The organism is Streptomyces sp. NPDC032745 (assembly GCF_055579465.1).
The window spans coordinates 21013-33246 of sequence record NZ_JBVING010000008.1 but is presented as its reverse complement, the minus strand read 5'-3'; the positions used below and the strand labels follow the sequence as shown (position 1 = coordinate 33246).

The 12234-nt window shown below is 71.8% G+C and carries 11 protein-coding genes; 2 read left to right on the top strand and 9 right to left on the bottom strand.

Annotation, left to right across the window (positions count from 1 at the left end; genetic code table 11):
* Positions 1 to 109: 109 nt before the first annotated feature.
* The 3 genes from ACZ5WG_RS21330 to ACZ5WG_RS21320 form a co-directional block, all read right to left on the bottom strand.
* Complete coding sequence (locus tag ACZ5WG_RS21330; RefSeq protein WP_468725102.1) at positions 110 to 1114, bottom strand: FUSC family protein; 1005 nt, start codon at positions 1112 to 1114, stop codon at positions 110 to 112.
* A 130-nt stretch (positions 1115 to 1244) separates the two neighbouring features.
* Positions 1245 to 3704: a CehA/McbA family metallohydrolase gene (locus tag ACZ5WG_RS21325; RefSeq protein ID WP_468725101.1), complete on the bottom strand. Its 2460-nt coding sequence runs from the start codon at positions 3702 to 3704 to the stop codon at positions 1245 to 1247.
* Positions 3705 to 3788: 84 nt separating this feature from the next.
* Complete coding sequence (locus ACZ5WG_RS21320) at positions 3789 to 4580, bottom strand: SDR family NAD(P)-dependent oxidoreductase (protein WP_468725100.1); 792 nt, start codon at positions 4578 to 4580, stop codon at positions 3789 to 3791.
* Positions 4581 to 4721: 141 nt separating this feature from the next.
* Here ACZ5WG_RS21320 and ACZ5WG_RS21315 point away from each other — a divergent pair, with 141 nt between their 5' ends.
* Entirely contained in the window at positions 4722 to 5294 is a 573-nt protein-coding gene (locus tag ACZ5WG_RS21315) for a TetR/AcrR family transcriptional regulator (RefSeq protein WP_468725098.1), read from the top strand.
* Positions 5295 to 5356: 62 nt separating this feature from the next.
* Here the strand turns inward: ACZ5WG_RS21315 and ACZ5WG_RS21310 are convergent, their stop codons facing one another.
* The 4 genes from ACZ5WG_RS21310 to ACZ5WG_RS21295 all read right to left on the bottom strand — a co-directional run bounded on the left by ACZ5WG_RS21310 (position 5357) and on the right by ACZ5WG_RS21295 (position 8500).
* Positions 5357 to 5947, bottom strand: a complete 591-nt coding sequence (locus ACZ5WG_RS21310; protein ID WP_468725097.1) for a hypothetical protein — start codon at positions 5945 to 5947, stop codon at positions 5357 to 5359.
* Positions 5948 to 6124: 177 nt separating this feature from the next.
* The gene (locus tag ACZ5WG_RS21305; RefSeq protein WP_468725095.1) at positions 6125 to 7300 is read right to left on the bottom strand and encodes an RNA polymerase sigma factor; all 1176 of its coding nucleotides are present in this window, start codon (positions 7298 to 7300) and stop codon (positions 6125 to 6127) included.
* The gene (locus tag ACZ5WG_RS21300) at positions 7297 to 7704 is read right to left on the bottom strand and encodes a YciI family protein (RefSeq protein WP_468725517.1); all 408 of its coding nucleotides are present in this window, start codon (positions 7702 to 7704) and stop codon (positions 7297 to 7299) included. Before ACZ5WG_RS21300 ends, ACZ5WG_RS21305 begins: the two co-directional genes overlap by 4 nt.
* Positions 7705 to 7963: 259 nt before the next feature.
* Entirely contained in the window at positions 7964 to 8500 is a 537-nt protein-coding gene (locus tag ACZ5WG_RS21295; protein ID WP_468725093.1) for a hypothetical protein, read from the bottom strand.
* A 398-nt stretch (positions 8501 to 8898) separates the two neighbouring features.
* Here ACZ5WG_RS21295 and ACZ5WG_RS21290 point away from each other — a divergent pair, with 398 nt between their 5' ends.
* Positions 8899 to 9990, top strand: a complete 1092-nt coding sequence (locus ACZ5WG_RS21290) for a PP2C family protein-serine/threonine phosphatase (protein WP_468725092.1) — start codon at positions 8899 to 8901, stop codon at positions 9988 to 9990.
* Positions 9991 to 10492: 502 nt separating this feature from the next.
* Here the strand turns inward: ACZ5WG_RS21290 and ACZ5WG_RS21285 are convergent.
* Both ACZ5WG_RS21285 and ACZ5WG_RS21280 read right to left on the bottom strand, forming a co-directional pair.
* The gene (locus tag ACZ5WG_RS21285; protein ID WP_468725091.1) at positions 10493 to 10885 is read right to left on the bottom strand and encodes a nuclear transport factor 2 family protein; all 393 of its coding nucleotides are present in this window, start codon (positions 10883 to 10885) and stop codon (positions 10493 to 10495) included.
* Between the two features lie 78 nt (positions 10886 to 10963).
* The gene (locus tag ACZ5WG_RS21280; protein WP_468725090.1) at positions 10964 to 12184 is read right to left on the bottom strand and encodes an alpha/beta hydrolase family protein; all 1221 of its coding nucleotides are present in this window, start codon (positions 12182 to 12184) and stop codon (positions 10964 to 10966) included.
* Positions 12185 to 12234: the final 50 nt, after the last annotated feature.

Below are 12234 nucleotides of genomic sequence, written 5' to 3'. Positions count from 1 at the left end.
GTACGCCGAGCCGCTGAGCCCGGTCCCGCCGACGGCTCGTCGAGGCCAGCCGCCAGGACCAAGATCCGTGGAACGTGTCGGCCTCTGACGATGTCCACCCTTACGGCGCCTACCCCGCATGGTCGCCGAGTGCCTCATGGGTGAGGTGGAGCCCGGCGCGCAGGACCGCGTCGTGGCGGGTGGGGTGGGCGGCCCGGTGCGCCGTGTCCAGGGCGCGGGCCCGGCGCAGCGCGGCGGAGCAGTCCGCTCCGCGCAGCGCCTCGTCGAGGGCGCGGGACGTGGCCCGGACGAGGGGGGCCAGGTCGCGCACGGCCGCGTCCGGTTCGGCGGCCTCGCGGGCCCGGTCCGCCAGTTCGCCGGTGAAGAACTGGAGGGTGAGCGCGGTGCGATCGGCCAGGTGCAGCCGGGGCCGGAGGCCGGCCAGGCGCGCGGCGTCGGTCCGCCTCAGCGGCACGAGCCGCAGGCGCGCGAGGGTTCCGTCAAGTGAGGCGGCCAGCGCGTGCGGACGCTGCCAGAACACGACCGCGCCGGGCTGGGCGGGGGCGGACTGCCCCAGAGCGGCCCGGGCGGCGATGCCGTCGAGGAGGGCGCACAGGTCGGTCCGGTACGCGTCCAGGTCGGCCCGTGCCGCGCGGTAGGGGTCGGGCGGCCACAGCAGGGGACCGAGCAAGGCCACGACCGCGATGCCGATCGCGCTCTCCTCCAGCCTGGCCAACGGGTATCCAGGGACCGGGGTGGCGAAGATCATCAGCGCGGAGACCAGGACCTGCTGGTTGGGGGCGCCGCGGCCGCCCAACAGGTACATGCCCGCGCAACCGCAGAGCAGCATGAGCAGGAACGAGGCGGAGGAGACGGGCAGCCAGTGCAGGACGGCCACGCCGACGAGCACGCCCGCCATGACTCCCGCCATCCGCTCCAGGGCCAGCCGGGGCGCGGCGAACACGTCCTCGCGCAGGATCAGGACGGCCGGAAGGGCGGCGGGCACCGGGGCGGAGCTGGTGCCGAGCCAGACGCACAGGCCCCAGGGGACGGCGGCGCACACGACCAGGCGGGCGGCCGGCCCCAGCCGCGCGGCGAACCGGTGCCCGCCCGCAGAAGCCGATACCGCAGGCATGCCGAACATCGTAGGGGGACGGCAGCGCGCAGGGCTCCAGGGACAAGGGTGTCGGCCCCCGAAGATCGACCGGACCGGGCTCACGGCGGCTGCCCGCCCGGGTGCCACCGCTCCGGAGCCACCGCACCGACTAGGCGGCGCTGACGGCCGTCACGTGCGTCGTACCGTCACGCAGGGAGGTGATGCGCACCTGCCCTGCGGGGAAGGGGTCCCTCCCGTTCGGACCGGGTATCTGCGCGAAGGGCGTCCAGGAGCCGTCCGGCCTCCTCACGTTGTGCCAGATCCGTCCGTCGAGCCCGACCGCCACGACCTGGGCGGAGCCGTCCGGCGTCCCCGCAATTCCGATGGCGCTGGCCCCCATGGTGGGGGTGCCGACGCCCTGCGGGGGCCGGAATCCGGTCCAGGAGCCGTCGGCCCGCCGCAGCTGGTGGTACACGATCCCGTCGAGCCCGATCGCGAGGACCTGGGAGGATCCGTCGGGCATACCGGTGATCGCCAGGGCGGGACCCGAGAACGTCGGGGCCCCGTTGTAGCCGGCCAGGCGGCCCCAGGCCGTCCACGTACCGTCACGCCCGCGAACACAGTGGTACATGGCGCCGTCGGTGCCGTAACCGAGCAGCTGGGCGGACCCGTCGGGCATGGCGGTGATCGACACCTTCGTCGCACCCCAGCGGCTCTTCGCGGTGAACCCGGGTACGGCCCGGAACCCGGGCAGGGTGCCGTCGGCGCGCCTCTGCTGGTGGAAGGTGGTGCCGTCCAAGGCCGTCACCACGATCTGGCAGGTCCCGTCGGGGAACGCGGCGATGTCCGCCTCCCGGACGGTGAACCCGGCCGCGCCCTCCGGTCCCGCGACGCGCTGCCAGGGCTGGAGCGTGGCCGAACCCCGTACGGTGGTCAGCCACAGGCCGTTGTCGAGCGCGATGCCCAGTACCACGACGGAGCCGTCCGCCATCCCGGCCACGGCGCTCTGGACCCCCGCGAAGGACGCGGCGCCGGCGTCGGCCCCCGGCAGCGGACGCATGCTGCTCCACGACCCGTCGGGGTGGCGCTCGGTGTGGAAGAGCGCGCGCTGCTCGACGTCGTACGGGGGCAGTTGTGCGGAGTAGAACCACACCGGGTTGGTGATGGCCACCAGTTGGTCCAGCGTGGTGGAGGCGGGCTTGGGCCGGCGCACCTCGGCCCGGGCGAACAGGGAGGCCTTGCCCCAGCCGCGCCAGCGCAACTGCCCCTTGCCGCTGCCGTCGATGCAGGTGGCGGCCATGATGCCCCACTCGGTGTACAGCGTGGCGATGCTGTCCGGGGCGCCCGTCACGTCCAAGGTCACATCGACGGTGTCGAAGAACGCCAGGGGCAGTTCCTCGCCGGGGCCCGCGACCGCCCCGCCCGTGCGGGCGGTGAAGTCCACGGTCACGGCAGCGGATTCGACGGCGTACGACCTGCCCAGGCGCAGCGCGTCCAGCACGGCGGGCGTGGACAGGCTGGTCGCGTGCACCACGTTGTGCGGCCGGCCGACGGCGTCCGCGGGGCTGTGTGCGTCGCTGTTGCCCACGGCGGCGACGCGCTTTCCGAGGCACAGCATGACGTGCCAGGCGGCGATGTTGGCCGCGTCGTCCAGCGTCCACGGCCCGTTCCACACCTCCAGCGCGTCCACGCGGTCGAGGCCGAACTCCCAGAAGGAGCCCGCTGCCGGAGTGAGCGGATGGGCGGCGATCGTGAGTCCGCCCAGGCTGTGTACGCGCCGGGCGTGGCTCTCGAATGCCCCTTGGTCCCCAGGGGCGTAGCGCCAGTCCACCCATTCGCCCTGGGGCAGGCCGACGGCCAGCCAGTGACCGTGGCGGGTGGTGACCTCCTCGGCATTGATGACCAGCAGGTCCTTCGGGACGTTGCCGCGCCATGTCAGGCCGGTGGAGCTGGTGTTGTGGTCGGACGTGGCGATGAAGTGCAGCCCCTCCTGGCGGGCGGCAGCGACTATTTCGTCCACCGTGCGTTTCCCGTCGGAGTGCACGCTGTGCAGGTGCAGGTCGCCCCGGTACCAGCCGGGCCCGCGCCCGGCGAGCGAGGTTGGCAGGATGTCGTACGGGGCCCGGGGCAGCGGGTCTCCGTGGTGCAGGGTGACGTTGACCTGCCAGGCCATGCCGCCGTCGGCGCCGACCATCGGCCCCAGGATGACGGACCAGCTGCCGGGCTCGACCGGCGCGGGCAGGTAGCCGGGGGTGGCGTCGGCTGCGGAGAGGGTGAAGCCGGCCCGCTCGCCGCCCGACCAGCCGCGGAAGCCGGACGGGCCGAAGATGCCGAGGTCCAGGATGCCGGCGGCGGCGTCGTGGGAGGTGTCGACGGAGATCCGCTGCACCCCCGCGGGGACGTCGAAGGCGACGTACGCCCACTGGTCGTTGCCTTTCGGGGCGCGGCCCTCGTACGTGGTGGTCACGGTGTCGGTCCCCTGACCCCTCGTCGCGGCGTGCGCGATCGGTGCGGGAACCAGCGCGCAGGCCCCGCCCGCGGCCAGCAGGGCCCCTAATCGGAGCAGGGACCTGCGCTCGACACCCGGGCCGGGGGCGGCCACGGTATTCGGGAGGTGTTCGCTCGGCACAGCGGTGCTCTCCGTTCACGTGAGGTGGCAGGGAAGGCGTGCGGGTGCGAGGGCGGGCGCGAGGGTGTGCGGGACCGACGGCGTCTAACGGTGTGAGCGCTGGGCCTCGACGATCTGTCGCACGGAGCCGTCGAAGTCCATCCGGGCCTGGACCCGCTCGGCGAAACCCGGGAACTGCCCGGCGACGGCGCTCAGCAGCCGCAGCTCGAGCGGTGCCACGTTGACCTCGCACCGGTCGCGGTGGACGGCCCGTACGACGCCGTCGGCGACCTGGCCGGGCGTGACGGTCCTGAGGCCCTTCGGCGGGGTGGCGCCGGTGGCTGCGAACATCCCTGCGTCGCGGACGAACCCGGGCTGTACCAGGGACACGCCGACCCCTGTGCCCTTGAGTTCCTGGCGCAGGGCGAGGGCGAATCCGCGCAGCCCGAATTTCGTCGCGTTGTACAGGGAGGTCGCCTTGGTGGCCGCCTTGCCGGACATGGAACCGACCAGCACGATGTGGCCGCGCCCGCGTGCCACCATGTGCTCCGAGAGCAGCCGGGACAGCAGGACGGGCGCGCGCAGGTTGACGTCGAGTGCGCGGTCGAGCTGCTCCTCGGTGTAGTCCCCGAGGTCGCCGCTGGCGGGCAGGGCGGCGTTCGCAACGAGGACGTCCGCCTCGGCGCAGGTCTCGGCGAGGCGGACGACGTCGGACCGGACGGCCAGATCGGCGACCGCGGCGCGGGCGCCCCAGGCGTCTGCGACGGCCTCGAGGGCTTCCTTCCTGCGCCCGCTGACCGTGAGGCGGGCCCCCTGCGAGGTCAGGCGCGCAGCCAGGGCGGAACCGATGCCTCCGGTGGCCCCGGTGAGCAGAACTTTCGATCCGGATATGTCCACGATCACTCCCGTGCGGCGGCCCTCTATTGTTCGTTCGAACGAACAGTAGGGACTGTCTCGTCGGCTGTCCACACTTCGGACGCCCCCAACTCCCCAGCCCTGCCCGGGCACTGGCTTCGGCTGATGGGGCAGAATGCCGGCATGCCCCATGCTTCCGAAACCCGCCAGAGCATCATCGACGCCGTACTGCGGATCATCGGGCAGGACGGCATCGCCGCCGTCACCAACCGGCGGATCGCCAAGGAGGCAGGAGTCTCCCTCGGTTCCGTCACCTACCACTTCGCCACCCAGCACGAGCTGCTGCGCGAAAGCCTGCTGCACTTCGTGGCCGAGGAGACCCGGCACTTCACGACACTCGCCGACGAGTGCACCGACGAGCGCTTCGACATCGGGCAGGCGGCCGAGGTGGTGGCCCAGGTCGCGGGCGGCAACGCCTTCGACAGCCGTCACATCGCGCCCTTCGAGCTGTACGTCCAGGCCGGCCGCGACGAACGGCTGCGTGCCGCCGCGGCCGAGTGCTTCGCCGCCTACGACCTGCTGGCCGCCCGGATCCTGACCCAACTCGGCGTGCCGGACCCCGAGCGCCTGGCCGGCGTGGCCGTCGCCCTGGTCTTCGGGCAGCAACTGCGCCGCCTCGCCACCGGCGCACCCGCCGAGGACCTCGTCGACACCCTGCTGATCCTCACGCGGTTCACGCCGACGCAGACCCCGTAGACGTCGGCGGAGGGCGACCAGGGCCGATCCCGACAGATGGTGCCGCCGTGGGACGGCTCTGGTCAGTGACCGCCGCTGGGGGTGTCGCAACCGGAGTGGTCGGGGTAGCCGCCGAAGGGGTCCGCCCGGGTCGAGGCGCGGTCCATCGTGCCCTCCACGCACAGCGGGGAGGCGTCGAGCTCGATGAGGAAGCCGACCCCGGTCGGGCCGTTCTCGTACGCGCGCACCTTCCCGGCGGGGTAGCCGAGGCCGGTGAGCGCGTTGCGGGTGTGTTCCGGGGCGAAGTCACCGCTCTTGCGCAGCGGTTCGAGCGCGGCCTCGATGCGACCGACGGCCGCGAGGCCGTCGCAGCGGCGCTGGCCGTGCAGCGGGAAGGGGACCCTGAAGCCGTGGTTCTCGGCATAGCGGTCGCCGGGCGCAGCCGGGCCCGAAGTGTCCGCGGTCGGCGGTGGTGTCGGCGCGGGGCTCTCGCCGGGGCACGGGAAGTCCGCCGCTGTACTGGGCGTCGATATTCCCGTCGGCGTGGGATGCGAACGCCGGTACGCGGCGGCGGTGTCCTCCGGCTGCCCTGTTCCGCATCCCGCCGCCAGCACGGCCAGCATCGCCACCGGGACCATCCCGCGCCGGACCCCTGTCGTCCTGATCATCGTCATGTCCCGATCCTCTCCCGCGCAACGACGGGCGTCATGAGTCCGCGTACTCATGCGGGCCGCAACGACACCGGTCGGACCACAGCGGCAGAACGTCGAACTGGGGTGTCAAAAGTCAGTGGCAAAGCCCCACCGTCGGCAACGCGTTGTGCAGTGGTCTCGATCTGCCGACCCAACCCGTCACAGACGCCGACGGGCGTTGATCCGGGCGGCCTGGCGCGTCAGGTGGTCGCGCTCGGCGAGGTTGGATGCCTTCCGGGCCGCCTCGGCGTACAGCCTCGCCGCCGTCGCCAGGTCGCCGTCGCGCTCGTGGAGGTACGCGGCCACCGCGGCGTGGCGGGGCAGCGAGTCGTCCAGCGCCGCGAGAGCCGCCAGGCCGGCGCGAGGTCCTTCTGCCTCGCCGACGGCCACTGCGCGGTTGAGGCGGACGACCGGGCTGTCGGTCAGGCGCGCGAGCTCGTCGTACCACTCGAGGATCTGCACCCAGTCGGTCTCCTCGGCGGCGGGTGCGTCGGCATGGAGTGCCGCGATGGCGGCCTGGGCCTGGAACTCGCCCAGCCGGTCGCGGGCGAGGGCCGCCTGCAGGATCCGGACGCCCTCGGCGATCGATTCGGTGTCCCACCGGCCGCGGTCCTGCTCGGCCAGCGGCACCAGGCTGCCGTCGGGGGCGGTGCGGGTGGCGCGCCGGGCGTGGTGGAGCAGCATGAGGGCGAGCAGCCCCGCCGCCTCGGGGTGGTCGATCGCGGCTGCGAGCTGTCGGGTGAGCCGGATGGCCTCGGCGGAGAGGTCGACGTCGCCGGAGTAGCCCTCGTTGAAGACCAGATAGAGGACGCGCAACACGGTGGCGACGTCTCCGGGCCGGTCGAACCGGACGCCGGAGACGGTGCGCTTGGCCCTGCTGATCCGCTGGGCCATGGTCGCCTCCGGCACGAGGTAGGCCTGCGCGATCTGGCGCGTCGTCAGACCGCCGACCGCGCGCAGTGTGAGCGCGACCGCGGACGACGACGTCAGCGAGGGGTGGGCGCACAGGAAGTAGAGCTGGAGCGTGTCGTCCACCGCGGTCGCGGGCCCGGGCGCCGGCTCCTCGTCGACGCGGACCTCACGCCTACGGCGTGAGGCGTCCGCCCGGGTAGCGTCGAGGAACCGGCGCCAGGCCACGGTGACCAGCCAGCCCTTCGGGTCCCGCATGGGGTATCCCCTGCTCGAGGAGCCTGGGGAGGGGTCGGCCTCCCGGACGCGGACCGCTTCGGCCAGGGCGTCCTGCACGGCGTCCTCGGCCGCCGCGAAATCGGCTCCGCGCCGGACGAGGACACCGATCACCGCGGGCACCAGCTCCCGGAGCAGCGACTCGTTCACTCGGTGGCCGTGGCCTTCTCGGCGTAGAACGGGCGCACCTCGAGCCACTCGTGGATCGGCTTTCCACCCGCACCCGGAGCGGCGGACAGCTCGCCGGCCAGCTCGAGCGCGCGCTCGTAGGTATCGACGTCGATCACCATCCAGCCGGCGATCAGGTCCTTGGTCTCCGCGAACGGGCCGTCGGTGACCGGCGGCCGCCCCTCGCCGTCGTAGCGGACGAAGGTGCCCTCCGGGGAGAGCGCCTGCCCGTCGACGAACTCGCCGGTGCCCTCGAGCCGAGCGGCGAAATCACGCATGTACTGCATGTGGGCCGAAACCTCCTCCGGCTCCCACTGGTCCATCGGCACGTCGTTGACCGGTGCCGGCGCGCCCCGGTAGTGCTTGAGCAGCAGGTACTTGGCCATCATGTTCTCCTCGGTGAGGTACGGCCCATTGTGGCCGTCTTCGCTCCAGGGACGGAGCCGCGCGCGGGTTCTCGACATCCCACAGCGAAATTTTCCGGCGGACTTCGAAGACTCCGCTCTTGGGCCGGCTCTCGCTCTTCAGCGGCTGGGAGCGCCGGTCGGCCGCGCGACAGTGAGGCTGCCCAGAAGGCGGCCGGCATGTGCTCGCACTGTGCAGCGCGGCACCCTTCGCCGGGCCGGCGTCTGCTGCCTCCTCACGTCAGTCCTGGTTGGCGCTGGTCAGGGCTTCGGTGACCATGCGGGTGGCAAAGTCGCGGTCGTCAGTGAGCCGGTTGATGTGCTCGGCGAGCAGCAAGGCCGTGGCTTCCAGGGAGAGCATCTCGTCCCCGGTCCAGTCTCCGTACTGCTTGCGCCACAGGTTGGGGCTCAGGCCGGTGCCGGCCGCGACGACCAGGCCGGCCATGGTGGGGATGACTTCGGGACGGACGCTCTTGGGCATCATGCGCATCGAGGCCACGAGGCCGGGCACCACGTACTCGATGACGTCCCTGTCGTGGTCCTCGTAGGCCATCCGCAGCCACTGCATGAACATGTAGATGAGCGTGCACACGCCGTCCACCAGGTCATTCGCTTCCTCGGGGCCCAGGGAGGCGGTGAATGAGCCGATCAGCTGCCGCTGTTCCGGGTCGGCCTCGGCCTTGCCGTCGTACACGGTTCTGAGCCGGGAGTCGATCAGCATGAGCGCGGCCCCCACATCGCCGGCGGGAGCGTACTGGGAGTCGCAGGGCGATGGCACAGGATTCCTCCCCGGGTGACCGTGGGCAACACGGCGTGTCCGTACAGTAGCCCGCCGGTGAGAGGACGGTCTGCCGATTCCCGATGTCGCCGTGCCGGGCCGTGCCGCACCTCGAGCGCCGCCAGCCAGGGCCACGGGGCGGCGGTCACCCGTATGCCGTACTCGGCCGGCTCGGCGCCGCGGCCCTCGGATGTACCGCAGCGGCACGCCGATGCGGTACATCCGCAGCCCGGTGCCGGCCTGTCGACGCTCGGTTGCGCGCACCCCCCCATTGAGTCATGTGTTCGATTTTCTGTCCTGGCGTCGACCTCCCGCGCCGGCAGGCCGGCGGGCGGGGTGGGCGGCCGGCTCTGTCCGCCAGAGCGCTATGCCCTTATTGCGCGGATATTCTGGGAGGTGTGATCGAGTCTGGACGGCCGCGGCTCCGTCGGCCCTACGGCCGGGGGTGGCTCGTGCGGCTGTCGCCGGTCATTCTGACCGTCGTGATCGCCAGCCTGGCCTACGCCACTCCGCGGGAAATGGCCTTCAGCCGCCTCCTGCCCGCGGCGCCGGCCCTGGCCGCCGCCATGTGGCCGGTCCTCCCCACCGTCCTGCTCGGGACGGTCTGCCTCTGTCTGATGATCGGCCTCGGCTTCCTCTTCCCCGATCTGGGAACGTGGTGGACGGCTGCGGGGATCATCGCGGTCACCGTGGCCGCCGCGTACGGAAGCCATGTCCGGCTCCAGCGGGAGCGCACTCTCATCCAGGTACGGCTCGTCGCCGACGCGGCGCAACAGGTGGTGATGAGCCCCCTGCCACGCCGCGTCGGGAATGTCGAGATCGAGTCGCTGTACCTCGCGGCCGCGGCGGAGGCCCGCATCGGTGGGGACTTCTACGAGGTGGTCGACACGCCCTACGGGGTCAGGCTGCTCATCGGTGACGTGCGGGGCAAGGGCCTGCCGGCAGTGGGGGCGGCCGCGGCGATCGTCAACGCCTTCCGGGAGGCGGCCTACGACGAGGCCGACATGGTCAACGTCGCACGCAGACTGGACGCCAGCAGCACCCGTTACAACGCCGCCTTTCCCCCCGAGGGGCCGATGGAGCGGTTCGCCACCGCCCTTCTCGCCGAGATCCCGCGCGAGGGCAGACGTATCGACATCCTCAACTGCGGACACCCCCCGCCGCTGCTCCTGAACCCCAGGAAACTCCGCGTCCTCGAGTCCGCCACCCCCTCGCCGCTGCTCAGCCTCGCGGAGCTGATCGGCGATCACTACAACGTCGACACCTTCGACTTCGCCCCCGGCGACCTGCTGCTCCTCTATACCGACGGGATCGCCGAGGCCCGTGCCCGCAACGGCGAGTTCTTCCCGCTGGCGGCCTGGATGCGTCAACAGCCCCCGACACCGCCCCGCGAACTGCTCACGGCTCTTCACCGAGACCTCCTCACCTACAGCAGAGGACGCCTTGACGACGACATCGCCGCCCTCGCCGTACGCCGGTGTGAGCCCTGAGGCACGGAGTCCCGGTGAGCGGCCCGCACGGAGGTCGCGTGCGGTGGGCGCGGGGCTGCCGGCTCTACGGCCTCGACGCACTCGCACGCCTGAACCTCGCCCGCACGCTGCGCGATCTCGGGCTCGATCTGACGACCGTGCGCAAGGTGCTGGACCGGGAGGCATCCATACCGGAAGTCACGGAAGCACGCGCCAACGCCTTGGACGTGCAGATCCAGACCCTCCGGCTGCGCCAGTCAATGCTCCGCGCAGTCGCCAGACGCAGCCCCAGCACCATGGAGATGGACCTCATGCACCGGCTCGCCACGCTCTCCCTGGCCGGACGACGCCGACCGGTATCCGGCTTCATCGACGACGTCTTCGAAGGCCTTCACGCCATCCCCGAGTTCGCGACCCTGAGCGATCCGCCATGCCCGAGCTTCCCGCTCGGTCCGCGGTGCCTGGCGGGGCACGTGTCGGCCGTCGCCGGTCTTCGTTCGCATGCGAGCCTGTCGGCGGGGGGTCAGCGGGCGCTGCCGATGTTGCGGTCGGCGTCGGAGCCGCTCAGCATCAGGGTGGTTTCCTCGATGCGGTGGAAGCGGCCGTCGGGGGCGATATCGGCGAAGACGTAGACCTCCATGGTGACGGTGGTGCCGTCGTTCTTGGTGATGTGGCAGGTGTGCCGGTCGGCGTACTTGTCGCCGTCGTACAGCTCGTCGTGGACCTCGACCGTGCCGCCGGCGACGATGCCGCGCAGGTGGCTGATGTGGTCGAGGAACTCGGCGCGGTCGGCCCACTGGCCGTCCGTGCGCTGGCGGTACCCGGGGGTGAAGTGGCGTTCGGCGGCCTCCTCCAGGGTGATGTCGTGGTTGAAGAGCAGGTCGTTGAGGGCGGCTTCGATACCGGTGCGGTTCATCGGGGCTTCCTTGAGGTGTGAGGCGGTTCGGGAGGACCGGGTCTGATTGAGACGGGAGTGCCGGTGCCGGCCGGGCGTTCAGGCGACGGTCGCGAGGGTGGTGTCGAGCCAGTCGTAGATGCGGGCGAGGGCCAGGCGCATGGCTCCGGGGTGGCAGTGAGCGCCGGCGCCTTCCTCGGCGGTGAACAGCATCAGGGTCTTGGGGCAGGTCAGGTGCTCGTAGAGCTGCTCGGGCTGGCCCTTGAAGAACTCGTCCTCGGCGGCGTCGCACACGAGGGTGGGGCACTGGATCAGCTCGGCGATGCCGCCGGCGAGGGTGTAGTCGAGGTAGGAGGCGCTGAAGGCCCGGGGGGTTTCGACGCCCATCACGTACATGCCGTGGTTGATCGCCCACCGCGCGGTGGCGTCCTGGGCCGTGATCTGCTCGAAGCGTGCGTCGAGTTCGGGGGCGGAGTCCGCGCGCAGGAGCCGTTCGGCCTCGTCGCGGTCACCGGGGATGTGGCGGGTGGACACCTGGCCCAGGTCGTAGACGCCGTCGACGGCGATCAGGGCGGCGAGGCGGTGCTCGAAGGCCGCCGCCCTGGGGGCGAGTACGCCGCCCATGCTGCTCCCGAGGAGCGCGATGCGGCTGTTGTCGACCTCGGGGAGCGTTTCGGCGAAGTCGACGACCGGGGTGATGACGTTCTCCCAGTCCGGGCGGAAGACCAGGCCCTGGTGGTGGCGGGGGCCGGGCTGCCCCGGGCCGTCGAAGGTCAGGACGGTGTACCCGCGTTCCACGGCGGCCAGCGCGCCGCTGAAGTGGAGTTCCTCGGCGGTGCCGTCGAAACCGCTGTGCATGATCAGGGTCGGGCGGGGCGTGCCGGTGTCGTCGGCCCGGTAGAGGTAGCCGGGGAGGGTGGTGTCCTCGTAGGGGATGCGGACCGGTTCGATGTGCGGGGTGTGGAGCGCGGCCGCGGCCCGGAAGCAGGCGACGCTGCGGTCGTAGGCGTGGTCGTGGCGGGGGTCGCACGGCCGGCCGTGCTGGAAGAACTCGGCCGACCGGTAGTAGTTCGAGGCGCGCAGGAATCCGTCCCGGGCGCTGATGGTGTGGCCCGCGTCCAGGGCCCGCTGGGCTTCGGCGGCCACCCGGTCGGCGGTCGCCGTCCACTCCTCGTGCCAGCTGTCGTAGTCGCCTTCCTTGATGCGCTCGCCGGTGGAGACGACCTCGCCGAAGTCGGCGCCGCCGTAGGCGATGTGGCTCATGGAGCGCAGGGTCTCGTACCAGAACTGGGGGTTGCCGGGGAACAGCAGCGGCTTCATCACACTCTCCTTAAGCACAGATCTGTGCGTACGGCAGAACTGTAGACCGG